This is a genomic window from Streptomyces fungicidicus (assembly GCF_003665435.1).
GTDB lineage: Bacteria > Actinomycetota > Actinomycetes > Streptomycetales > Streptomycetaceae > Streptomyces > Streptomyces fungicidicus.
On the sequence record NZ_CP023407.1, the window covers coordinates 995,352 to 1,018,670 of the forward strand.

At 73.8% G+C, this 23,319-nt stretch carries 22 protein-coding genes; 15 read left to right on the forward strand and 7 right to left on the reverse strand.

Features of this window, described 5'->3' with window-relative positions; all coding sequences use genetic code 11:
- Positions 1-7: 7 nt before the first annotated feature.
- The gene (locus CNQ36_RS04345; protein ID WP_121544997.1) at positions 8-586 is read right to left on the reverse strand and encodes a MarR family winged helix-turn-helix transcriptional regulator; all 579 of its coding nucleotides are present in this window, start codon (positions 584-586) and stop codon (positions 8-10) included.
- A complete protein-coding gene (locus tag CNQ36_RS04350; protein WP_121544998.1) occupies positions 583-2,280 on the reverse strand; it encodes an FUSC family protein in 1,698 nt (565 codons plus the stop codon). The genes CNQ36_RS04345 and CNQ36_RS04350 overlap by 4 nt, the downstream gene beginning before the upstream one ends.
- A gap of 159 nt (positions 2,281-2,439) precedes the next feature.
- On the opposite strand from CNQ36_RS04350, the gene CNQ36_RS04355 reads away from it, so the two are divergent.
- The 4 genes from CNQ36_RS04355 to CNQ36_RS04370 all read left to right on the forward strand — a co-directional run bounded on the left by CNQ36_RS04355 (position 2,440) and on the right by CNQ36_RS04370 (position 6,112).
- On the forward strand, positions 2,440-2,988 hold the full coding sequence (locus CNQ36_RS04355) for a DUF5134 domain-containing protein (RefSeq protein WP_121544999.1): 549 nt from the start codon (positions 2,440-2,442) through the stop codon (positions 2,986-2,988).
- A gap of 92 nt (positions 2,989-3,080) precedes the next feature.
- Positions 3,081-4,016 (forward strand): M56 family metallopeptidase, encoded by a 936-nt coding sequence (locus CNQ36_RS04360; RefSeq protein ID WP_121545000.1) that lies wholly within the window; start codon positions 3,081-3,083, stop codon positions 4,014-4,016.
- 605 nt (positions 4,017-4,621) lie between these two features.
- A complete protein-coding gene (locus tag CNQ36_RS04365; RefSeq protein WP_121545001.1) occupies positions 4,622-5,317 on the forward strand; it encodes a phosphatase PAP2 family protein in 696 nt (231 codons plus the stop codon).
- A 129-nt stretch (positions 5,318-5,446) separates the two neighbouring features.
- Positions 5,447-6,112 (forward strand): TetR/AcrR family transcriptional regulator, encoded by a 666-nt coding sequence (locus CNQ36_RS04370; protein ID WP_121545002.1) that lies wholly within the window; start codon positions 5,447-5,449, stop codon positions 6,110-6,112.
- Here the strand turns inward: CNQ36_RS04370 and CNQ36_RS04375 are convergent.
- The gene (locus CNQ36_RS04375) at positions 6,109-7,611 is read right to left on the reverse strand and encodes an LVIVD repeat-containing protein (RefSeq protein ID WP_121545003.1); all 1,503 of its coding nucleotides are present in this window, start codon (positions 7,609-7,611) and stop codon (positions 6,109-6,111) included. The two genes, CNQ36_RS04370 and CNQ36_RS04375, sit on opposite strands and share 4 nt — an antisense overlap.
- Before the next feature lie 191 nt (positions 7,612-7,802).
- Here CNQ36_RS04375 and CNQ36_RS04380 point away from each other — a divergent pair, with 191 nt between their 5' ends.
- Positions 7,803-8,465 (forward strand): DUF305 domain-containing protein, encoded by a 663-nt coding sequence (locus CNQ36_RS04380; RefSeq protein ID WP_121545004.1) that lies wholly within the window; start codon positions 7,803-7,805, stop codon positions 8,463-8,465.
- 38 nt (positions 8,466-8,503) lie between these two features.
- Here the strand turns inward: CNQ36_RS04380 and CNQ36_RS04385 are convergent, their stop codons facing one another.
- Positions 8,504-8,971 (reverse strand): DUF6214 family protein, encoded by a 468-nt coding sequence (locus CNQ36_RS04385; RefSeq protein WP_121545005.1) that lies wholly within the window; start codon positions 8,969-8,971, stop codon positions 8,504-8,506.
- A 200-nt stretch (positions 8,972-9,171) separates the two neighbouring features.
- On the opposite strand from CNQ36_RS04385, the gene CNQ36_RS04390 reads away from it, so the two are divergent.
- A complete protein-coding gene (locus tag CNQ36_RS04390; protein WP_121545006.1) occupies positions 9,172-10,515 on the forward strand; it encodes an FAD-dependent oxidoreductase in 1,344 nt (447 codons plus the stop codon).
- A 25-nt stretch (positions 10,516-10,540) separates the two neighbouring features.
- Here the strand turns inward: CNQ36_RS04390 and CNQ36_RS04395 are convergent, their stop codons facing one another.
- The gene (locus CNQ36_RS04395; RefSeq protein WP_004934745.1) at positions 10,541-10,897 is read right to left on the reverse strand and encodes an ArsR/SmtB family transcription factor; all 357 of its coding nucleotides are present in this window, start codon (positions 10,895-10,897) and stop codon (positions 10,541-10,543) included.
- Positions 10,898-11,020: 123 nt separating this feature from the next.
- Here CNQ36_RS04395 and CNQ36_RS04400 point away from each other — a divergent pair, with 123 nt between their 5' ends.
- Together CNQ36_RS04400 and CNQ36_RS04405 are read left to right on the forward strand one after the other, a co-directional pair.
- Positions 11,021-12,100, forward strand: a complete 1,080-nt coding sequence (locus CNQ36_RS04400; protein WP_121545007.1) for an NADH:flavin oxidoreductase/NADH oxidase — start codon at positions 11,021-11,023, stop codon at positions 12,098-12,100.
- 234 nt (positions 12,101-12,334) lie between these two features.
- On the forward strand, positions 12,335-13,132 hold the full coding sequence (locus CNQ36_RS04405; protein WP_004934742.1) for a pectate lyase: 798 nt from the start codon (positions 12,335-12,337) through the stop codon (positions 13,130-13,132).
- Positions 13,133-13,220: 88 nt separating this feature from the next.
- On the opposite strand, the gene CNQ36_RS04410 is transcribed toward CNQ36_RS04405, so the two are convergent.
- Complete coding sequence (locus tag CNQ36_RS04410) at positions 13,221-13,982, reverse strand: PaaX family transcriptional regulator C-terminal domain-containing protein (protein ID WP_121545008.1); 762 nt, start codon at positions 13,980-13,982, stop codon at positions 13,221-13,223.
- 73 nt (positions 13,983-14,055) lie between these two features.
- Between CNQ36_RS04410 and CNQ36_RS04415 the strand changes: the two genes are divergently transcribed.
- The 5 genes from CNQ36_RS04415 (at position 14,056) to CNQ36_RS04435 (ending at position 19,713) form a co-directional block, all read left to right on the forward strand.
- Positions 14,056-15,729 carry a DNA alkylation response protein gene (locus tag CNQ36_RS04415; protein WP_121545009.1) on the forward strand — a complete coding sequence of 558 codons (1,674 nt, stop codon included), beginning with the start codon at positions 14,056-14,058 and terminating at the stop codon, positions 15,727-15,729.
- Between the two features lie 57 nt (positions 15,730-15,786).
- Entirely contained in the window at positions 15,787-16,941 is a 1,155-nt protein-coding gene (locus CNQ36_RS04420) for a WD40/YVTN/BNR-like repeat-containing protein (protein WP_121545010.1), read from the forward strand.
- Positions 16,942-17,023: 82 nt separating this feature from the next.
- Entirely contained in the window at positions 17,024-17,701 is a 678-nt protein-coding gene (locus tag CNQ36_RS04425) for a uracil-DNA glycosylase (protein ID WP_004934738.1), read from the forward strand.
- Positions 17,698-18,705: an N-acetylglucosamine kinase gene (locus CNQ36_RS04430; protein ID WP_121545011.1), complete on the forward strand. Its 1,008-nt coding sequence runs from the start codon at positions 17,698-17,700 to the stop codon at positions 18,703-18,705. The genes CNQ36_RS04425 and CNQ36_RS04430 overlap by 4 nt, the downstream gene beginning before the upstream one ends.
- 84 nt (positions 18,706-18,789) lie before the next feature.
- A complete protein-coding gene (locus CNQ36_RS04435) occupies positions 18,790-19,713 on the forward strand; it encodes a sirohydrochlorin chelatase (RefSeq protein WP_004934736.1) in 924 nt (307 codons plus the stop codon).
- Positions 19,714-20,316: 603 nt separating this feature from the next.
- On the opposite strand, the gene CNQ36_RS04440 is transcribed toward CNQ36_RS04435, so the two are convergent.
- A complete protein-coding gene (locus tag CNQ36_RS04440) occupies positions 20,317-21,804 on the reverse strand; it encodes an FUSC family protein (RefSeq protein WP_121545012.1) in 1,488 nt (495 codons plus the stop codon).
- A gap of 203 nt (positions 21,805-22,007) precedes the next feature.
- Between CNQ36_RS04440 and CNQ36_RS04445 the strand changes: the two genes are divergently transcribed.
- Both CNQ36_RS04445 and CNQ36_RS04450 read left to right on the forward strand, forming a co-directional pair.
- Positions 22,008-22,484 carry an Lrp/AsnC family transcriptional regulator gene (locus CNQ36_RS04445; protein WP_121548368.1) on the forward strand — a complete coding sequence of 159 codons (477 nt, stop codon included), beginning with the start codon at positions 22,008-22,010 and terminating at the stop codon, positions 22,482-22,484.
- A 20-nt stretch (positions 22,485-22,504) separates the two neighbouring features.
- Positions 22,505-23,200: an HAD family hydrolase gene (locus tag CNQ36_RS04450; protein WP_121545013.1), complete on the forward strand. Its 696-nt coding sequence runs from the start codon at positions 22,505-22,507 to the stop codon at positions 23,198-23,200.
- Positions 23,201-23,319 lie beyond the last annotated feature (119 nt).

A 23,319-nucleotide genomic window follows, 5' to 3' on the forward strand; every position in this document is an offset into this window, starting at 1 on the left:
GGGGCGGTCATGCCCGCAGCGCGCCCAGGCGTCCTTCCAGCTGTCCGAGGAGTTCGCCCAGCAGGGCGGCGAGCTCGCCGAGTTCCGGGCCGTCCAGACCGGACAGCACAGCGTTCTCGTAGGCGAGCTGCGCCGGCATGATGCCGTCGACCAGGGCGCTTCCGGAGTCGGTGAGACGGACATGGGCGACCCTGCGGTCGCGGGTGTCGCCGCGGCGCTCCACCAGCCCGCGTTCGCCGAGCTGCTTGAGGCGTTTGGTGACGGCGGCGCCCGAGGAGAAGGTCTCGCGGGCCAGCTCGCTCGGGGTCAGTTCGTGGCCGGTGCGGCGCAGCGCGCCGAGCAGGTCGAACTCCGGGCGGGTCAGTCCCGCGCGGCGCAGCGGGGCGTCCTCCGCCTGCTGCAGGAGGGCGGCGCAGCGGTTGATGCGGCCGATGACCTCCATCGGACCGGTGTCGAGAGCGGGGTTGACGGCCCGCCACTGCCGCACGACCGCGGCCACGGTGTCGTCCCGCGAACGGCCCTGCAGGCCCCCGCCGCCCGTCGCCGGTCCCGCGTCGTCCGCCGCCGGTCCTTCGGTCGCCGTCATGGCCGTACGTCCTCCGTGTCCGTGCCCGTGCCGGGGTCCGGGAGCAGCCCCTGGCGTCGTACCGTCGCCGCGAGCGTACGGTGTCCGGACTGCTCGGCGAGCACGACCCGCTCCTGGGGCAGCGCGCGCCGCCACCACTCGCCGGACGCGGCGTCGACGGTGGCCCGCAGGTCGACCAGTGCGGCGGCCAGGTCGCGGTGGGCCGCGGCCAGGGCCGCGGGCGCGGCCCCCGGGGCCGCCAGCAGGCGGGCGGCGCCCTCACGTGCCCGGTCGACGGCGGTGAGCGCCCCCTCCACGCGGTTGCCCGCCCTGCGGTTGGTGACCACCAGGGCCGCGGCGAAACCGACCAGCGCGCCCACGAGGGTGTCCACGACCCGGTCGGCGACCAGCTCGCCGACCGGCTGGTAGCCGGGGAACTCGGTGACCAGCAGGGCGAGGGGGGTCACGCAGACGCTGCCGAGCCAGTAGTTCCGGCTGATGAACGCCTCGGCCCCGAAGTTGAACGCGAGGCAGCACAGGACGAGCGCGAGGGGGCCCAGGTGGGCGACCGGGGCGACGGCGGCGAAGATCAGGACGCCGACGAGGTTGCCGACGACGCGCTGGACCGTCCGGCTCCAGGTGAGGGTGATGTTGGCCTGGTAGAGCGAGGCGGCGGTGACCAGGGCCCAGTAGGGACGGCCGACGCCCAGGGCGAGGGAGGCGTAGCCGGCGAGCGCGCAGCCGAGCGCGGTGCGGACGGCGATCGGGGTGAGCGGTCCGAGCCTGCTCCACAGGGGGCGGGGAGCGACGGCGCGTTCCGCGGCCACCCCCAGCAGTTCGTCGGCGCCCGCGCGGGGGTCGTCGGGACGCGGGACCGGGCCGGTGCCGCGCAGGTCGCGGGCCCAGGCGCGCAGACGTGCGGGGTCGGCGTCGGCCGGCGCGGCGAGCGCGACCTCGGCGCGGATCACCAGTCGTTCGAGGGCGCGGCGGGTGGCCGAGGGCCGGTTCCCCGCGGCAAGCAGCGATTGCCACGCGGTCTGGACGGCGGCGTAGGCGTCGCCACGGGCGCGCGGGTGGCCCTCCCCGGCGCCCGGCGTCTGCGCGACCGCCGTCTCCGCGTACGCCGCGGCGGACTTCAGTGCCTGGGCGGTGGCCCGGCGCTCCGGGCCGTGCGGCCGGACCAGCACGGGCGCCATGCCGACCAGCCAGGCCCACACGCCCGCCGCGGCGGCGAGCGCGAGGTGGCCGGGGACCTGCCCGAGGGTCTGCGGGACGAACAGCGAGGCCGAGCTGACGAAGATCAGGATCACATGGGCGGGCGGGCCGATGCGGGTGGCGTCGCACAGCACCTTCTGCACGGCGGCGAGCACGGCGCCCACGGCGACGAGGATCACGGCGTTCCGGGTGAGGGAGGCCGCGACGAGCGCCACGGCGAGGCCACCGAGCATGCCCAGTACCACCCACACCAGCGTCTTGGCCCGGGCGGCGTACGGGCGGTTGTGCGCGTACAGGGCGCACAGGGACCCGGCCATGGTGTACATCGCCAGGTCCAGCCGACCGAGCCCCACCAGCAGCAGGTTGGGCGGCGCCACCGCGGCGACCACGCTGAGGGCCGGTTTGAACCAGATGTCGGAGGGCCGCCCGAGGCGCAGCGGGGCGGCGAGGGGGAGGCGCCTGGCCTTCGGGGTGGAGGGGGTGGGGGTGGCACTGCTCATGAGAAACAACCTTAGCAGGTATTTTACTCGTGAATCATACCTCCCGACCTGCGCTGCTCCCCCGAACGCTCCCCCTGTACTTCCGTGCGCTCGGGTGCCCGCCACCGGGACCGGGCATGCCATGACCGGCCCTCGAGCGGGTCGAGGGGGGAGGTTCGGGTGCACGGACCGGTGTCGTCGGGCTGGCTGCTGGTCGCGCTCTGCGCGGCCACCGGCGCGTACTGTCTGCTGCGCATGCGCAGCCGTGTGGTGGAGCAGCGCCGTGCCGCGGGCGGCGAGGCGCTCATGGGCTTCGGCATGGCCGTGATGGCCGTGCCCGCGGCGGTGTTCACGCCGCCGGGCTGGGTGTGGACGGCCCTCGCGGTGGTGTTCGGCGGGGCGGGGCTGCACGCGCTGTGGGCCGCCCGTACCGGCGCGGGTCATCTGCACCATCTGATCGGCGCGGGCGCGATGGTGTACATGGCGGTGGCCATGGCCGCCCCCGCCGGTCACGGACACGGGCACGGGGGCTCGGGCACACCCCTGCTGACCGGGACGCTGCTGCTCTACTTCGTGGCGTACGTGCTCGTCACGGGCGTACGGCTGGTGCCGGTGGCCACGGTGCCGGGGGTCGCGGAGGGTGCCGGATGGGGTGACCGGCCGGAACTGGCGCGGGCCTGCCGGCTCTCCATGGGGATCGCGATGGTGGCGATGCTGTTGGCGGTGTGAGGGGCGAGGGCGGGCCGTCCAGGACCGTTGGCTGCGTCACTTCGGTCCGTTGGGCCGTATACCGCGGCGGCCCGCGCTCATAGGCTGCACACATGATCCTCCCCGCGGCACTGCTGCTGCTCGGCGTTCTGACCGCCGTCACGGGTCCCCGGCTGCTCGCCCGGGCCGACTGGCCGGACCGGGAACCGGTGGTGGCGCTGTGGGCGTGGCAGTGCGTGATCGCGGCGGTGCTGCTGTGCTGCGCGCTTTCGATGACGTTCAGCGCGGCGGCGGCCTGGCGGGCGGTGGGCGGCCATGTGTTCGCCACGGCGCCCCGTGCGGTCGTCGAGGCGTACGCGCTCGGCACGGCGGGGCTCTGGGCGGCTACCACCGCGGTGGCACTGGCGTGCGGCGGACTGTGGAGCGCGGCGATGCTCGTCCGGGAGGTCGTACGGGCCCGCGCCCGGCGCCGGACGCGCCGGGCCGAACTGCAGGTGCGGGCGCCGCTGCTGCCCGGGGAGGAACCGGGCGCCGACCGGCTCGTGGTCCTGGAGGGTGAGCGGCCCGAGGCCTGGTGGCTCCCGGGCACCCCGCCCCAGCTGGTCGTCACCACGGCCGCGCTGCGCCGGCTGAAGGGGCGGCAGCTGGACGCCGTCCTCGCCCATGAGCGGGGCCACGCCCGGGCCCGCCACGACTGGCTGCTGCACTGCTCGTCCGCGCTGGCGGGCGGCTTCCCGCAGGTGCCGGTGTTCGCGGCGTTCCGCGACGAGATGCACCGCCTGGTCGAACTCGCCGCGGACGACATGGCGTCCCGCCGCTTCGGCCGGCTCACCACGGCCCTCGCACTGGTGGAACTCAACGAACACCGCGGGGTGTTCGGGCCCTGCCCGGCCCCGGAGGCCCATGTCCCGGCCCGTGTCCGCCGGCTGCTCACACCCCCGGACCGCCTGACCGCGGGCCGCCGCCTCCGCCTGACGGCCGTGGCATCGCTGGTCCCGGTCGTGCCGATCCTGGTGGCCTTCGTGCCGGGACTGCGGGCACTCGGCTAGACCCCGGACCCCGGACTTCACCACCCGGAGCCCCTGCCCCTGAGGGCCCACCTCGCACCATCGGCCCGACCGGGCACGTACCGGGGAGGCGTGCGCGAGCCGAGGCGTGCCCCCGTCCCACCCACGGAAATCGCCCCGCGTGGGCCCGGACGGCACCCCAACGCAGCAGAACCAGCGCCCGACCGGCCGGCCCGAACCGGAAAGCGGGCGCGCACCAAAACGCGTCGCCCCGCCCCCACCAGCGGACGCGGCCCTCAGGGGGCGCGCCCGCGCGGATCCGGAAGGCGGACGCGGACGAGGCGTCGTCCCCGACCCGCCGAAGTGTGCACCCCCCCGGAGGGCGTGCCCACGCGGCACCGCACGCATCAGAAGCAGTGCTCGACCGGCCGGCGCGACAGAGGCAGGCCGGCCGGTACCGCCGCGACGGTAATTGTCCCCGCCCAGGCGTCATGGCGTCGACGCGGGGAGGCCATGCGGTACGCGACGGTGTGTCAGCACCGGAGGGGCGGTAGGTGGCCGGAGAGGTTCCGGAAAGCGGTGGGCTCGCGTACGCGACGGGGCGGGGGTGCTGGCCGCGGGTGACGGTGGTCGGCGAGGATCGGCCCATGCGCACCTCACACGCCGAATCCCCGCCCAGTCCCCCGGAGTCCCGTCCCGCCACCCTGGCCACCGGAGTGCTCGCGCTGTGCTCGGCGCTGCTGCTGGCGCTGGTGGCCGCCAAGTGGCGTCCGCTGCTCGACGTGGACGAGGGCATCGCCCGCACCACCCACCGCTGGGCGGTCGCGGACCCGGGGCTCACCCAGACCGCCCGCATCCTCACGGACTGGGTCTGGGACCCGTGGACGATGCGGGTGCTGTGCGCGGCGGCCGCGGTGCTGCTCGTCCGGCGGTACGCCGCCCTGTGGACGGCGCTCTGGCTGGTGCTGACGGTCGCCGCCGGGACGGCCGTGCAGCAGGGCCTCAAGGCCGCGGTCGACCGCCCCCGCCCCGTCTGGCCCGACCCGGTGGACTCCGCGCACTACGCGGCCTTCCCCTCCGGGCACGCCATGACCGCGACCGTCGTCTGCGGCCTGCTGCTGTGGCTCCTGCACCGTCACGGGGTGGGCCGCGCGCTGTGGCGCACGGCGCTGGCCGTGGCGGTGGTGTCGGTGGCCGGCGTCGGTCTCACCCGCGTCTGGCTCGGCGTGCACTGGCCCACGGACGTCCTCGGGGGCTGGCTGCTCGGCGCCCTGGTGGTGGCGGCGGCGATCGGGATCCACCGGCGGCTGCACCCGTCGCCCGACGGGACGCTGAGCGTCTGAGAGCCGTTCACCTCGGACGATCCCCCGCGTCGCCCGAGGTGAACGGCAAGCCGGACAGGGCCCACCAAGGGGCCTCGCCGGACGCGTTGAGTATAGTTGGCTGGCAGCCAGTCAACGCAGGAGTCCAGCATGTCCCCGCGCAGCGCCCTGGTCAATGAAGAGTTGCGGAGGCGTTCGAAAGAGCGGCTTCTGCACGCCGCAGTGGAGTTGGTCGGCGAGCACGGATACGAGGCGACGACGCTCGGCGACATCGCCGACCGGGCGGGTTCCGCGCGGGGCCTGGTCTCGTACTACTTCCCGGGGAAGCGCCAGCTGGTGCAGTCCGCCGTGCACCGGCTGATGCACCGCACGCTGGAGGAGGCGCTGGAGCGCGAGCCGCGCACCGAGGACGGCCGGGAGCGGATGGCGCGGGCCATCGACGCGATCCTGGGCCTGGCGCGGGACCGGCCGGTGCTCATGCGCCAGCACATGGCGGGACTGCTGCAGGCCGAGGGTTTCGTGCCGTGCCCGGAGCAGCGGCGGCTCGCCGAACTGCTCGGTGACACCGTGGCCCGGCACGGCTCCCGCGATGTCGAGGCGGACTACCCGATGCTGCGCTCCCTGCTGATGGGCGCGGTGTACGCGGCCCTGATGCCGGGCGCCCCGATGCCGGTTCCGGTGCTGCGCGCGGAGCTGTTCAAGCGCTACCGGCTCGACTGGGAGATGGGTGTCCCGCCGGACACCGACGCGTCCGGCGGGACCGGTGGAGCGGATCTGGCCCGGTTCTTCTCGACCGAGCCGGAGGCGGACGCCTAGTCGAAGTAGTCCGGCTGCGTCTGCACGTTGAGCTCACGCATGTGGACACCGCGGGCCGCGTCCGTGCGCCGGTCGTCGATCTTCAGGACGTCGAAGCCCTTGGCGATGTCGTTCGAGTAGATGTAGCCGTTGTAGTAGTACGCCGACCAGGAGCCGCCGGTGACCAGCTGCTCGGTGGAGAGCGGTCCCCGCTCGAAGTAGGCGATCTCCTTCGGCTTCGAGGAGTTTGTGAAGTCCCAGACCGAGACGCCGCCCTGGTACCAGGCCTGGACCATCAGGTCCTTGCCCTTGACCGGGATCAGCGAGCCGTTGTGGGCGACGCAGTTCTCGGAGTCCGCCTGGTGGCGGGGGATCTTGAAGTAGCTGCGGAAGACCAGCTTGCGCTTGTCGCCCTTGCCGACGATGTCGTAGATGCCGTCCGCGCCGCGGTCAGGGCCGACGGCCGCGTTGCAGGTGGCGGCGCCGCCGCCGCCCAGTTCGTCGGTGAAGACGACCTTGTTGGCCTTCTGGTTGAAGGTCGCCGAGTGCCAGAACGCGAAGTTGACGTTGTCCTGGACCTGGTCGATCACCTTGGGCCGCTCGGGGTCCTTGATGGAGAACAGGATGCCGTCGCCCATGCAGGCGCCGGCGGCCAGGTCCTGCGAGGGCAGCACGGTGATGTCGTGGCAGCCGGTGGTCTTGGAGACACCCGGGTTGGTGGGAGCGCCGGGGTTGCCGCCGCCGTCCGGGCCCTCACCCGGGAACAGCACCGGGAAGCCGACCAGCGCCGCCTTCTGCGGGGCGTTGCGCGGGACCTTGATCACCGAGATGCCGTCGTGCGGAGGCTGGCAGTCGGGGTAGGCCGCGTTGGGCGAGTAAGAGGAGACGTAGACGTAGACGTTCTTGCGCTCGGGCACCAGCGTGTGGGTGTGCGAGCCGCAGGCGGTCTCGACCGCGGCGACGTAGCGGGGGTTCCGCTTGTCGCTGATGTCGAAGACCTTCATGCCCTCCCACGAGGACTTCTCGGTCGCGGGCTGCGTGGTGCTGTTGCAACTGCTGTCGCTGCGCGAGGAGTCGGTGGAGAGGAACAGCAGGTCACCGGAGACGGAGATGTCGTTCTGCGAGCCGGGGCACAGGACCTGCGCCACGGTCTTCGGTGCCTTCGGATCGCTGATGTCGAAGATGCGGAAGCCGTCGTAGTTGCCGGCGAACGCGTACCGGCCCTGGAAGGCAAGGTCCGAGTTGGTGCCGGGCAGCGCGTCCTTGGGGATGTTGGCCACATGCCGGATGTTGGCGGAGTGGACGATCTCGTCCTGGCCGGGTATCTCGCCGCTCCGGATGGCCTCGCGGGCCTCGGCCTGGTCGCTGCGGGAGACTTCCTTCCGGTCGGGCGGTGAGTCCCCGGGGTCGGGTATCGCCGCGGCCGGCGCGGCGGTGAGCAGCGCGGCCAGCAGGCCACCGGCCGCCGCGACGACTCCCAGTCGTCTGCGCCGGGTGCGGGAAACGCTCAACAGGATCACTGTTTTCCTCCCTGGTTCCGTTCACTTCGGAACGGTTTTCGCACCGGCAGTATCGTCTTCGACATGCACATACCAACAGAGGGCAACACACTTGCAATGAAGTTTTTTGATCAATGTCGCGCGGAAGCGTGCTAGGACGGTCGTCGGCACTCACGAGGTGTCCCGCAACGCCCCTGCCACAGGAGGTTCTTGTGCACTACCGTCGCGCGTCACGCGTGTCCGTCGCCGCCGCCGGGCTGACCGCTCTGGCCGTACTCACGCTCGTGGGCTGCGACTCGGGGGCGGACGACGCCGGGCCGGCCGCCGGGAGCGGACCCTCGGTGATCGCGCCGGGCGGCCCCGGGGAGGCCAACAGGACCCTGTCGGCCGACGAGGCCCAGCGGCAGCGCGCCGAGGACGACTCCCCCAACTCCGCGGACGTGTCCTACGCGCGGATGATGATCGCGCACCACACGCAGGCCCTGGAGATGACCGAACTGGTGCCGGACCGCGCCGAGTCGTCGAAGATCGTCAGGCTGGCCGAGCGCATCACCGCCGCGCAGCGGCCCGAGATCAAGGCGATGCAGGCCTGGCTGAAGAACCACGGCAAGGCGGAGCGGGACGGCGCCCACGGGCACGACCACGCGACGATGCCCGGGATGGCCACGCAGTCCCAGCTGAAGCAGTTGCGCGCGGCCGACGACAAGGCGTTCGACCAGCTCTTCCTCACCCTGATGATCACTCACCACCAGGGGGCGATCACCATGGCCACCGATGTGAAGGGGCAGGGGAACAACATCCAGGTGGAGGAGATGGCGGACGACGTGGTCGCCCAGCAGACCAGCGAGATCAGCCGGATGCGCGATCTGCTGTGACGGTTCGGCGGACGGGCCGGGGACGCCCCGGCCCCCGCTCAGCGCCGGGCGTGCCGTGAGGGCAGCAGACCCTCGTCGCGCGTCCGGCCGATGAGCCTGAGCGCCCCGCGCCTGCTGTACCCGGTCTGGTTCATCACGGCCAGCACCGGATCGGCGCCCCGTTCCTGCGCCGCGCGGTACGCCTGCGCGACGAGCCCCCGCTCCTCCGGTCCGCGCCGCGGGGCGGGCCGCTCCCGGTGCGCGCCCTCGCCGGCCCCGTCCCCTGTTCCGGACCCGGAACCGTCGCCGCAGGCCCGCGCCAGCGGCCCCTCGATCCAGTCCGCGAACAGGGCCAGGTCCTCCAGGGCCAGCGCCGGCCGGGCCCGTACGTCCTCGACGCAGACCCACCCCTCGCACACCGTCGCGAGCGCGTCGATCCGGGCCCCGTCGCCGAAGGCCAGCCGCACATGGAGCCACCGCGTCGCCCGTTCCCCCTCCCGCACCTCCCACGCGGGCCGCACGGACACCGCACCGTCCGCCGGAGAACGGTCGGAAAGATGAAGAAAGGATGCCTCGAGCACACACGCAACGTAACCGTGTGATCAGTTTCCCTCTGGAGAACACGCACCCCGGGTGGCGCACGGCACCCTGTCGGCGGAGCGCGGACGGTGCCATGCTGAAGGCATCAGCGATCTCCTGTCGATCCCGCGGGGTGAGGAGTTCCGCCGTGCTGCGTGTCGCCGTCATCGGTTCCGGGCCGAGCGGGTGCTACACCGCCCAGAGTCTCGTCCAGCTCGACGCCCGGGTGCGCGTCGACGTCCTGGACCGGCTGCCGTGCCCGTACGGCCTGGTCCGCTACGGCGTGGCACCGGACCACGAGAAGATCAAGTCCCTGCAGCACACCCTCCGCGGGGTTCTGGAGCACGAGCGCGTGCGCTTCCTCGGCGGTGTGCAGGTCGGGCCGGGCGGGGTGCCGGTCGCGCGGCTGCGGGAGCTGTACCACGCGGTGGTGTACTGCGTGGGCGCCGCCACGGACCGGCGGCTGGGCATCCCGGGCGAGGACCTGCCGGGCAGCTGGTCGGCGACGGAGTTCGTGTCCTGGTACAGCGCGCATCCGGACGCCGTGGACGACGGGTTCCTGCGCGGGGTGCGGTCCGCGGTGGTGATCGGGGTGGGGAACGTCGCCGTGGACGTGACGCGCATGCTGGCCCGGGGGGCGGCGGAGCTGAGCCCGACCGACATGCCGCACGCGGCCCTGACCGCGCTCGGGGCGAGCGAGGTGACGACCATCCACATGGTGGGCCGGCGCGGCCCGTCCCAGGCCCGTTTCACCACCAAGGAGCTGCGCGAGCTGGGGACCCTGCCGGACACCGGCCTGGTCGTCGACCCGGCCGAGGCAGCCTCGGACCCCGCCTACACGGATCCCGCCGCGCTGCCCGCCCCGCAGCGCCGCAACGTGGAGGTGCTGCGCGGCTGGGCCGGGGCGCCGGCGCCGGACGCCCGGCGGCTGATCCGGCTGCGCTTCTTCCTCCGCCCGGTCGAACTGACCGCCCGGGAGGGCAGGGTGGGCGCGGTGCGCTTCGAGCGGACGGTGCCGGACGGGCGGGGCGGCGTGACGGGCACGGGGACGTACGAGGAGGTCGAGGCGCAGCTGGTGCTGCGCTCGGTGGGCTATCGCGGGGTGCCGCTGGAGGGGCTGCCCTTCGACGCGGCGGGCGGCACGGTGCCGCATCTCGCCGGGCGGGTGCTGCGCGGGGGCGCCGTCGCTCCCGGCGAGTACGTGGCCGGCTGGATCAAGCGGGGCCCGACGGGCGTCATCGGCACCAACCGGCCCTGCGCGAAGGAGACGGTGACGTCCCTGCTGCGGGACGCGCCCCTCTTCGCGGAACGCGACCTGCCCGGCGACCCGCTGGCGGCGCTGCGGGCCGACGGCGTGGAACCCGTGGGGTGGACGGGCTGGCAGGCGATCGAACACGCCGAGGCCCGGCTGGGCGCCTCCCTCGGCCGGACCACCGTCAAACTCCCCGACTGGGAAAGCCTCCTGGCCGCGGCCCGCACGACCGGCCCGTGACACCACCGGGGGGGCCGCGCCGGGGTCAGCGGCTGTGGCCGCGGGTGGACTGGTGGGAGGCGGCAGTGAGGAGGCAGTCGAGGAGGCCCGGGAAGAGGTCGTCGAGGTCGTCCCGGCGCAGGCCGTTCATCTTGGCGGTGCCCTCGTAGTTCTGCCGGATCACGCCGCTCTCGCGCAGCACCCGGAAGTGGTGCGTGGTGGTGGACTTGCTGACCGGCAGCTCGAAGAACGAGCACGACAGCTCGACGCCCTCCGCGGCGAGCTCGCGGACGATCCGCAGCCGCACCGGGTCGGACAGCGCGTGCAGCACGCCCTCCAGCCGGATCTCCTCGCGCGCCGGGTGGGGCAGGTCGCGGCTGCTGGGGGCGGGGGCGGTCGTCACGGCGGCTCCTGGTGCGGTCAGGGAAACCTCATTGTACGAGAACCATCGTAGTTTGACATCTCCCGTACTACGATGCCTATCGTACTTACCCGCAACCCCTGGCCCCGCCGAATGGAGTCCACCGTGAGCACGCTGTTCGAGCCCTGCACCCTGCGCGGAGTGACCGTCCCCAACCGGGTGTGGATGCCTCCGATGTGCCAGTACTCGGCCGCGCCGGAGGGGCCCGCGACCGGCGCGCCCGGCGACTGGCACTTCGCGCACTACGCGGCCCGCGCGGCCGGCGGCACGGGCCTGATCGTCGTCGAGGCCACCGCCGTGTCGCCGGAGGGCCGTATCTCGCCGTACGACCTCGGCATCTGGAACGACACCCAGGTCGAGGCGTTCCGCCGGATCACCCGCTTCCTCACCTCGCAGGGCACCGTCCCCGCCATCCAGCTCGCCCACGCCGGCCGCAAGGCGTCGACCGACCGGACCTGGAAGGGCGGCGCGCCGGTCGGACCGGACGGCCACGGCTGGCAGCCGGTGGCCCCGAGCCCGCTCGCCTTCGACGAGCGCCACCCGGTGCCGGACGAGCTGACCGTCGAACAGATCCATGACATCGTCGAACAGTTCCGCGCCGCCGCGCGCCGCGCGCTCGCCGCCGGGTTCGAGGTCGCCGAGATCCACGGGGCCCACGGCTATCTGATCAACGAGTTCCTCTCCCCGCACTCCAACCACCGCACCGACGCCTACGGCGGCTCGTACGAGAACCGCACGCGCTTCGCGCTGGAGGTGGTCGACGCCGTGCGCGAGGAGTGGCCGGACGACAAGCCGCTGTTCTTCCGCGTTTCGGCCACCGACTGGCTCGAGGAAGCGGGCTGGACCCCGGACGACACCGTCCGCTTCGCCTCCGAACTGCACGCCCACGGCATCGACCTGCTCGACGTCTCCACCGGCGGCAACGCCCCCGGCGTCCGCATCCCCACCGGCCCCGGCTACCAGGTCCCCTTCGCCGCGCGGGTGCGGAACGAGACCCCGATGCCGGTCGCCGCGGTGGGGCTGATCACCGACGCCGGGCAGGCGGCGAAGATCCTCGCGAACGGCGAGGCGGACGCGGTGTTCCTGGGGCGCGAACTGCTCCGCAACCCCTCCTGGGCCCTTCACGCGGCCCGCGAACTGGGCGGCGAGGTCCACGTCCCCGACCAGTACCACCGCTCGGTCTGACCGTTCCCGTCACCGCGCCGGTGACCCCGGGGTGCGTCCTGCGCCCGGGGTCACCGGCGCACGCTTTTCCTGGCCGAATGTGGCCCTCGCGAAGCGTTGACCAGAAAGCGCTTACCCCATACCTTCCGTTCAGCGGCCTGACCCGCACGGCATGCGATTGGGTCCGCTGAGCACCATCACGAACGTCGTTCACGTACATGGCTGGCACCCCCACATCACCACAGAAGGAACGACATGACTTCCTCGAAACGACCACGCGCCCGCGCGCTGACGGGAGCACTCGCCACCCTGGGGCTCTCGGTTGGCATGATCATGACCACCGGAGCGAGCCCGGCGAACGCCGTCACCTGGCCCACCGCGAACGGCAGCCAGGCCGTCTCCTCCACCATCGCCGTGTCCGGTACCAAGGACTACGGGATGAAGCGCCTGTACGGCACAGGGGACCTCGGCTCCGGCAGCCAGGACGAGGACCAGGGCCCGATCCTGGAGCTGGCGGACGGCGCGGTCCTGAAGAACGTCATCCTGGGCGCTCCCGCGGCCGACGGCGTCCACTGCAAGGGCTCCTGCACGCTGCAGAACGTCTGGTGGGAGGACGTCGGCGAGGACGCCGCCACGTTCAAGGGCAAGTCGTCGGGGTCGGTGTACACCGTCAGCGGCGGCGGCGCCAAGGAAGCCAGCGACAAGGTGTTCCAGTTCAACGGCGCCGGGACGCTGAACGTGTCGAACTTCTCGGTCAAGAACTTCGGCACGTTCGTCCGCTCCTGCGGCAACTGCTCCACGCAGTACAAGCGGACGATCAACCTCAACACCATCGAGGTGAACTGGAAGGGCAGCAAGCTCGCCGGCATCAACACCAACTACGGCGACAGCGCGACCCTGCGGAACATCACGATCATCGGGGACAGCAGCAAGAAGATCGTCCCCTGCCAGAAGTACATCGGCAACAACACCGGCAAGGAGCCGAGCACCAACGGCTCGGGCCCGGACGGCACGTACTGCAAGTACGCGTCGTCCGACGTCACCTACAAGTAGGTCCCCCGGCCCCCCACGGGCAGCGGCCGTACGAGGCGTCCCGCGCGGCGCCTCGTACGGCCGCTCGCGCGGTCCGCCCCGCCCGCCCTCACACGCCGCCGACGCGCGAGCGGATCTCTCCCGTCAGCTCCCGCCGGTATCCCGCGTAGGCGGCCCGCAGCGCGTCACCGGGCCAGCCGGCCGGCAGCAGGCCGGGCGGCAGCACGGGGTCGGTGAGCAGATGCCGCACGACGGCGGCGAACGCGGCGAGCCGGTCGGCGGGACGGCCGGCGCCGTCGATGCGGCCGAGGAGCGTGCGGGCGGTGCCCACCCAGGCGTCCAGCGGCCACAGGCCCGCGGCGAGCTCCCGCGCGGGCCGGCCGGGGCGGGCGGTGCAGCGCTCGGCCACCTCGTCGAGCCCGGCGGGCAGGCCGCGCTCCAGGTTGGCGGGCCGCAGCCACACCCCCTCGCGGAGCTCTGCGAGCCGGAGGGCGGTCAGCCGCGCACGGAGGTCCGCGCGTTCGGCGGGACCCCGGCCCGTCGCGGTGATCACCACCAGCTCCCAGTCGCCGTCCCACGCGCGCGTGCGCGGCTCCACGGAATCGTCCTGGCGGCGCCGGCGTTCCAGCAGCCGGTCACTGAGGCGGTAGCCGGTGTCCGTGCGCCGCAGGTCACCGGCGGCGACCATGCGGCTGAGCGCGGCGCGGAGCGTGGACCCTCCGACGCCGAAGCCTTCCAGGAGCCGCCCGAGGTCCTTCGCCGCAAGCTCCGGCGGATCCGCGCCCAGCAGCAGGCTCAGGACGACCGACCGCGCGGAGAGGGGACGCGGCAGCGCCTCGTCCGGGGCCGGCGCCGGTTCGTTGCTCCGCATGGGGCCGTACTCTACGGCCGCCGACCGTGTTGCACTATTGCTGCGACTGTAGGGATGATGCAACACTCGTGTCATGGCCCTCACCCTGGCGGACGAGCAGCAGGGCGCCGGCACGCACGGCGCCACCCACGACGTCACCAACCAGCCCCCTCCCCTCTCCCCGTACGACGCCTCCGACGACACCGCCCTGCTGGAGGGGCTGCGACGGGAGGGCGCCGGCTGGGCGGAGGAGGAACTGCGCCGGCTCGGCAGGCTGGCCGGCAGCGCGCAGGTGCAGGAGTGGAGCGACCGGGCCAACCGCCATGAGCCCGAACTGCGCACCCACGACCGGTACGGGCACCGGATCGACGAGGTGGAGTTCCACCCGAGCTGGCACCATCTGATGCGCACGGCCGTCGCCGAGGGGCTGGCCGCCGCACCCTGGGCGGACGAGCGGCCCGGCGCGCACGTCGTCCGCACCGCGGGCGGTCTGGTGTGGGGGCACACCGACGCGGGACACGGCTGCCCTACGTCCATGACGTACGCGGCGGTGCCCGCGCTACGCCGACAGCCGGAGCTGGCGAAGGTGTACGAGCCGCTGCTGACCAGCCGGGAGTACGAGCCGGGCCTGCGGGCGCCGGCCGGGAAGCGCGGGCTGCTGGCCGGCATGGGGATGACGGAGAAGCAGGGCGGTTCCGACGTCCGCACCAACACCACGACGGCGGCCCCGACCGCCGAACCCGGTGTCTACACCCTGCACGGGCACAAGTGGTTCACCTCGGCGCCGATGTGCGACGTGTTCCTGGTGCTGGCGCAGGCCCCGGACGGGCTGTCGTGCTTCCTCGTGCCGCGCGTGCTGCCGGACGGCACCCGCAACACCTTCCGCATCCAGCGGCTGAAGGAGAAGCTCGGCAACCGGTCCAACGCCTCCTCCGAACCCGAGTTCGACGGGACGGTCGCCTGGCTGGTCGGCCCGGAGGGACAGGGCGTGAAGACCATCATCGAGATGGTCAACTGCACCCGCCTCGACTGCGTGATGATGTCGGCGGCGCTGATGCGCAAGACGCTCGTCGAGGCGGGGCACCACGCGCGGCACCGCAGCGCGTTCGGGGCCCGGCTCGTGGACCAGCCGCTGATGCGCAACGTGCTGGCCGATCTGGCGCTGGAGTCCGAGGCCGCCACCACGCTCACCCTGCGCCTGGCCGGCGCGGCCGACCGCGCGGTGCGCGGGGACGCCGGGGAGGCCGCGTTCCGCCGGATCGCGACCGCGGTCGGCAAGTACTGGGTCACCAAGCGGGGACCGGCCTTCACCGCCGAGGCCCTGGAGTGCCTCGGCGGCAACGGCTACGTCGAGGACTCCGGCATGCCCCGGCACTACCGGGAGGCCCCGCTGCTGTCGATCTGGGAGGGTTCGGGCAACGTCAACGCCCTCGACGTGCTGCGGGCGCTCGGCCGGGACACGGCGACCACGCAGGCGCTCTTCGACGAACTCGCCCTGACGCGCGGGGCCGACGCACGCCTGGACGCGGCCGTGGCCGGGCTGAAGGACCAGCTGGCCGAGGGATCGCAGGCCGGCGCCAGGCGGCTGGTGGAGCGGATGGCCCTGACGCTCCAGGGCTCCCTCCTCGTCCGGCACGCCCCGCCCGCCGTCTCCGACGCGTTCTGCGCGACGCGGCTGGGCGGGGACTGGGGGTACTCCTTCGGCACGCTGCCGGTGGACGCCGGAGTGGACGCGATCCTCGGGCGGGCGCTCCCGGACGCCGGCTGACGACCGGTCGCCGCACCGGCCCGACCTGCGGCGCAGCCGATCCGGAGGTCACTGTCAGTGGTGGGGTGCAGACTGACCGGTGTCCAGAACGAAGACGTCGAAGGGGACGTCGCGGAGGTGATCGGCATGACCGAGGTACTGCTCGCCGTGGGCACCCGCAAGGGCCTGTTCATCGGGCGCCGGAGAGGTGGCGCCTGGGAGTTCGACGAAAGCCCCTACTTCAACGCGCAGGCCGTGTACTCGGTCGCCATCGACACCCGTGGCCGCAGCCCGCGGCTGCTGGCCGGAGGGGACAGCGCGCACTGGGGCCCCTCGGTGTTCCACTCCGACGACCTGGGGCGCAGCTGGACGGAACCGGCCCAGCCGGCGGTCAGGTTCCCCAAGGACACGGGCGCTTCGCTGGAGCGGGTCTGGCAGCTGCACCCGGCCGCCGCCGAACCCGACGTGGTGTACGCGGGGACGGAGCCGGCCGCGCTGTACCGCTCGGAGGACCGCGGGGAGACCTTCGAGCTGGTCCGGCCGCTGTGGGAGCACCCCACCCGCGACAAGTGGGTGCCGGGCGGCGGCGGTGAGGGCCTGCACACCGTGCTGACCGACGCACGCGACCCGCGGGCCGTGACGGTGGCCGTGTCGACGGCAGGCGTGTTCCGCACCCTGGACGGCGGCGCGAGCTGGAGCCCCTCCAACTCCGGGGTGGCGGCGGTGTTCCTGCCGGACCCGAACCCGGAGTTCGGGCAGTGCGTGCACAAGGTCGCCCGGGACGCTGCCGACCCGGACCGCCTGTACCTGCAGAACCACTGGGGGGTGTACCGGAGCGACGACGCGGGCGGCAGCTGGACGGACATCGGCGAGGGCCTGCCCTCCACGTTCGGTTTCACGGTGGTGGCCCATCCCCACCGCGGTGACACGGCGTACGTGTTCCCGATCAACGCCGACTCCGACCGGGTGCCGGCCGACCGCCGCTGCCGCGTCTTCCGGACGTCGGACGCGGGCAGGAGCTGGGAGCCGCTCACGGCGGGACTGCCGCAGGAGGACCACTACGGCACGGTGCTGCGCGACGCGATGTGGCACGACGGCGCGGACCCGTCGGGCCTCTACTTCGGCAACCGCAACGGCGAGGTGTACGCCTCGGCCGACGACGGCGACAGCTGGCGGCAGTTGGCGTCGCACCTGCCGGACGTGCTGTGCGTGCGCGCCGCGGTCCTCGCATGAGCCGGACGCGCCGGACGGGGATCCCGTCGGGTCCCGGCCACGGGTTGATCTCCGCCGCCGTCACGGCAGTAGGGTGACGCCCGTGGCACCACGACCCTTGAATGAAATCGTCGAAGCGGGCTGGGCGAAGGCCCTCGAACCGGTGGCCGAACGAGTCGCCGGAATGGGGGACTTCCTGCGCGCGGAGATCGCCGCGGGACGCACCTACCTGCCGGCCGGGGCGAACGTCCTGCGGGCCTTCCAGCAGCCCTTCGACGAGGTACGCGTCCTGATCGTCGGGCAGGACCCGTACCCGACCCCGGGGCACGCGGTGGGACTGTCGTTCTCGGTCGCGCCCGACGTGCGGCCGCTGCCGGGCAGCCTCATCAACATATTCCGGGAGCTGAACACCGACCTGGGCCTGCCCCAGCCGTCGAACGGCGATCTCACGCCGTGGACCCAGCAGGGTGTGCTGCTGCTGAACAGGGCGCTGACGACGGCCCCGCGCAAGCCGGGCGCGCACCGCGGCAAGGGCTGGGAGGAGGTCACCGAGCAGGCGATACGGGCGCTGGCCGGGCGGGGCAAGCCCCTGGTGTCCATCCTGTGGGGGCGGGACGCCCGCAACTGCCGTCCGCTGCTGGGCGATCTGCCGGCGGTGGAGTCGGCCCATCCGTCCCCGATGTCCGCCGACCGCGGGTTCTTCGGGTCCCGTCCGTTCAGCCGGGCCAACGACCTGCTGATCCGTCAGGGCGGCCAGCCCGTGGACTGGCGTCTGCCGTGACCGGGAGCGGTTTCCTCGCCGTGGACTCCGGGGGCTCCGGTCTCCGGGTCGTCGTCGGGTCCCGCGGGCGCGGCCCGCTGGCCCGGGGCGCCACCGGGGAACCGGTCCGGACGGGGCCGCGGGGCATCGACCCCGGGCATCTCCTGGAGCAACTGGTCCCGATGGCACGGGGCCTGTGCGCGGAGGCCGGGATCGGGCGGCCGGACGCGGCCGTCGTCGGCGCGGCCGGGCTGGCCAGTCTGGGGGACGCGCTGCGGGAGGAGCTGCCGGGCGCGCTGAGCCGGGAACTGGGCGTGCGGCGGACCGTGCTGGCCGCCGACGCGGTGACCGCGTACGTGGGCGCCGTCGGACCGCGGCCGGGGGCCGTGATCGCCGCCGGCACGGGTCTGATCGCGATCGGCACCGATCTGACCGGCTGGCGCCGGGCCGACGGCTGGGGGCATCTGCTGGGCGACTGCGGCGGCGGCGCCTGGATCGGCCGGGCGGGGCTGGAGGCGGCGATGCGCGCCCACGACGGGCGGGACGGGGGCTCCGCGCGGCTGCTGGCGGGCGCGGAGGACATGTTCGGTCCGGTGGCCGGGCTGCCCGGCCGGCTGTATCCGCGGACCGACCGGCCCGCGGTGCTCGCCTCGTTCGCGCCCCGGGTGGGCGAGTGCGCGGCCGGGGGCGACCCCGTCGCCGTGGGGATCCTGCGGGCCGCGGCCCGGCACATGGCCGACTCCGCCGCGGCCGTGTGCCCGGCGGCGGGCGAGCCCGTGGTGTCCCTCACCGGAGGCCTGTCGGGGATGGGCGCGGTGCTGCTCGGTCCCCTGGACGAGGAGCTGGCGGAGCGGCTGCCGCGGGCACTCCGGGTCGAGGCCGAAGGTGACCCCCTGTGGGGGGCGGTGCGCATCGCGGACGACCTCACCGCCGGCACTTTCACCCTCCCCGGTGACGAGAAGATGCTGTGCGTGAGCGGTCCGGCAGGTGAGGACGTCACCCGCGACTCCGGGGCCCGTACGTAACTCATCAGACAAAACCGGACGGATACCGCTCACCTGCACCCTCCCCGAACAGGGGAGCCCGGGAAACCACTAACATGCGGCTACATGAGCACCCCCACTGGGCCCGCGTCCGGCCTGCCCGTACGAATGCCGCGCCCCCGCCAGCCCGGACGGCACCGCCGTCCCGAACCCCTGGTGGCTCCCGAGGGCGCGCCCGCGCTCGTCCTCGCCGTGCCGGGTACGCCCAGTGTTGCCACCCGCTCGCTCGCCGAAGAGGTCGTGAGCATCGCCCGTTCCGAGCTGCCCGGCCTCGACGCGCGGATCGGTTACCTCGACGGTGACGGCGAGGAGTTCCCCACGCTGCAGTCCGTCCTCGCGCACGCGGCCGAGGAGCGTACCGCCCGCTTCGAGCAGGCCCGCGCCGCCGGTATGGACGTGAAGGAGCCCGACGGCCCCGTCGCCGTCGTCGTGCCGCTGCTCGCCGGGCCGGACAGCGCGCTGCTGCGCCAGGTCCGGCAGGCCGTGATGGAGAGCCGCGTCGCGGCCGAGCTGACCGATGTGCTGGGTCCGCACCCGCTGCTCGCCGAGGCGCTGCACGTGCGGCTCTCCGAGGCCGGTCTGGCCCGCGCCGACCGCGCCCGCCTGTTCACCGTGGCGACCGCGGCGGACGGCATCATCCTGGCCTCCGTGGGCGGGGACGAGGCCGTGCAGGCGGCCGGGATCACCGGCATGCTGCTCGCCGCGCGCCTCGCCGTGCCGGTGATGGCTGCGGCCCTGGACCAGGAGGGCTCCATCGCCTCCGTGGCGGAGCAGCTGCGGGGCTCCGGTTCGCAGCAGCTGGCGCTCGCTCCGTACCTGATCGGCCCGGAGATCGACGCGAGCCTGCTCGCGGAGGCCGCGAAGGAGGCGGACTGCTCGGCCGCCGAGGCGCTCGGTCCGTACCCGGCGATCGGCAAGCTGGCCCTGGCCAAGTACACGACCGCGCTGGGCATCGCCCCGCAGCAGGCACAGAGCACCCCGGCCCACTGACACCGGGCACACGACGCCGAAAGGGCCCGCCCCGCATTCCGGGGCGGGCCCTTCGCCATGTCCGGTGCCCCCTCGTCCGACCGATGACCACCCGGGACGGCAGCACCGGCCGGACAGGCATTCACCGCCCGCGGCACCGCGCAGCCGCGGGTCCTGGCACGCCGCCGCACCCGGCGGCAGAACCACCCCGGCCGCCCGGTGGCGGTCGACCCCCACGCTCCGCCCCGCGCATGCGCGACAGTCCGCACAGCGGCCAACGGGCGGGACTGCAGCACCGGACGGCCAGGACCCTCGACGCGCCGTCGGACACGACGGGCAGAACGCCCCCGGCCGGCCGGCGGCGGGCGGCCCCGCCGCCGTGCGTTGGGTCGGGCGCGTCCGCACGGAGGAGCGGAAGTCGGCCGGGGTGTCGGGCCGTCCACGCGGCTCTCTTCGGCGAGCCGTCGGCACGGCTCCGGCCGGTGACGGCGGTGGGAAGCCCGCGAAGGCCGTCCCGCGTGTGGCCGGGCGCGACCACGCGGGACGCGGTCCGCCCGGGGACCGGGCGGGTCGGTGTGCTGCCTGCCGGCCGGCCGGTGGGGGCGGGGGTTCGGTCTGTGGGGGTCAGGCACCGACCAGTGGGGAGCCGGACGGGGCCCGGAGGGGCGCGGCCAGTTCGGCGAGGGCGCGTTCCAGGCCGTGCAGATGGGCCAGGGCGGGCCCGGTTCCCGCCGGGGCGGTCCGTGCGGCGAGGTCCCGGCCGCCGGTGAGCGCCTCGACGGCGGCCTCCACCCGCCGGCAGGCGGCGGCCAGACGGGCGTCGTGCGAGGCCTCCGGGTCGGCGGCGACGGCGACGAGGCCGCGGATCTCCCGGGCGCAGTCGTCGAGCAGGCCGAGCACCCGGCGGGCCCGGCGCTTGCGGCCCAGCATGGGGTTGAGCGGATGCACCAGCGGAGCGACCGAGAGCCGCACCCGGGCGAGCAACTGCTCCAGCTCCGCCACCGTCGGCGCCGGGTCGGCGCCCGCCGTCCCGACCAGCCGCGCCGCGGTCTGCGCGGTGCACGCGTGGACGCAGCGCAGCGCCCGCTGGATCCAGGCGTCGGTGACGCTGTGCGTGGTCACGGGCAGGACGAGGGCCACCGCGAGGGCGGCGCCCAGCGCGCCGACGCCGGTCTCCACCAGCCGCAGCGCCAGCAGACCGGGGGTGAGCACGCCCAGCAGGCCGTAGAGCATGGCCGCGAGCACCGTCACCCAGAGCATCATCCAGGTGTAGGACACGGCCGCCGTGTAGAAGATGCCGAAGACGGAGACGGCGACGACCAGGGCGGTGAGGGGCCCGTCGCCGTGCGCGGGAACGGCGACGAACAGCGCGAGCCCGATGCCGATGACGGTGCCGAGCACCCGCCGGAAGCCGCGCACCAGGGTCTCGCCGCGCGAGGTGGTGTTGACGAAGACCCACCAGGTGGCGCCGACGGCCCAGTACCAGCGCTGACCGGACACCAGCTGGCCCATCACCAGGGCGAAGCCCGCGCCGGTGGTCGCCTGGATCGCCTGCCGGGTGGTGACGCGGGCCAGCCCGGTACCGGCGGGCGGCGGCGGGACGACGGCCGGGGGCAGCCGGCGCTCGTAGCACCACAGTCCGAAGCGCACCGCGGCCGCGGTGAGCACGGACAGCAGGACCGAGGCGGACACCTCGGCAAGCTGCTCCGTCCTCGCCTGCAGGAACTGCGCCGCGAAGTACATCATGAACGCGAAGACCCCGAGGCTGTGCCCGCGCGGACCCCAGCGCCGGGCGTAGACGCCGAGTCCGACGACGGCGAGGAAGGCGAGGTCCCGCGCCACCGGGTGGTCGTGCAGCAGGGCCGCGGCGGCGAGCACCGGCAGTCCGGCGGCGGGCAGCAGGGCCGTGGTCAGGGCCTGCCCCCGGACGGTGGGGTCGGTGACGGTGAACAGGGCGAGCAGCGCGGCGAGGCCGCCGGTGACGGCACCGGTGAGCGAGTGTCCGGCCAGGGCGCAGACGACGACGGCAAGGCCGATGCCGAGCACGGCCCGCGCCGCGAAGCGCAGCCGGATCCGGCCCGGGTCCGGAGCCAGGAACACCCTCTTCAGCACGTACCGCCCCCTGGGATTCGTTGGTGTGCGCCGTGGCACGAAAAAGGCGCCGCGGGGTCCGCAGCGCCATCGACTCGTCCATATCAGCATCTCACCCACCAGTGGCTCAACCGGCTCTCGTGCGAGTGAGCCATTGGTACAGTGATCACGGCACATCTACGGCCATCGAAGTGCCAATGGCCGACACCGGGACCGTGAGCCTCATGGCCGTGGACGAGCTCGACACCCGCGTTCTGCGGCTGCTGCTGGAACAGCCGCGCACCAGCGTGCGGGAGTACGCCCGGATCCTCGGAGTCGCCCGGGGCACACTCCAGGCCCGGCTGGACCGCATGGAGCGGGAGGGCGTGATCACCGGCACCGCCCCCGCCCTCTCCCCCGCCGCGCTGGGCCACCCCGTGCTGGCCTTCGTGCACATCGAGGTCACCCAGGGGCACCTGGACGAGGTGGGCGACGCGCTGGCCGGCGTGCCGGAGATCGTGGAGGCGTTCTCCATCACGGGCGGCGGGGACCTGCTGACCCGGGTCGTGGCACGCGACAACGCCCATCTGGAGGACGTGATCCAGAAGCTGATCAGCCTGCCGGGCGTGGTCCGCACCCGCAGCGAGGTGGCGCTGCGCGAACGCGTCCCGCACCGGCTGCTGCCGCTGGTGGAGTCGATCGGCCGGACGGCTCGGAAGTGAGCCCTGTCATCCTGGACCCCATGAGCACGCTCGGCGCCCTCTCGGTCATCTTCGATCTCGACGGAACGCTCGTGGACAGCGAGCCGAACTACTACGAGGCGGGCCGCCGGACGCTCGCCGAGTACGGCGTCCCGGACTTCTCCTCCGCCGAGCACGAGCGCTACGTCGGGATCAGCACCCGGGAGACGATCGCCGACTGGCGGACGCGGTACGCCCTGTCCGCGTCCGTCGAGGAACTGCTCGCGGTCAAGAACCGCCACTATCTGGAGCTCGCCCGCACCGGGACGGAGGCGTACCCGCAGATGCGGGCGTTCGTCGAGCTGCTGGCGGCGGACGGGGTGCCGATGGCCGTGGCCTCCGGCTCCTCCCCCGAGGCCATCGCGGCGATCCTGGCCGGCACCGGCCTGGACGCGTATCTGCGCACCGTCGTCCCGTCCGACGAGGTCGCGCACGGGAAGCCGGCCCCCGACGTCTTCCTGGAGGCGGCGCGCAGGCTGGGCGCGGAGCCGGCCGACTGCGTGGTGGTCGAGGACGCGGCCCCGGGCGCCGCCGCCGCGCACGCGGCGGGGATGCGCTGCATCGCGCTCCCCTACGTCGCCGGGCAGGCGGACGCACCGGAGTTCGCCACCGCCGGCCTGCTGCTGCGCGGCGGCCAGCGGGAGTTCACGGCGCGCGGGGCGCTCGCCTGGCTGGCGGAGACCGCCCGGCGCCCCTGACCGGCGCCCGCTCCCCGCCCGTCTCCGCCGACGTCCGGAACCGATCGCTCCCGGACCGTTGACGCTCCGCCGCGCCCTCCCTATCGTCTGGTCGATTGTTCGTACAGCGTTCGTAATAT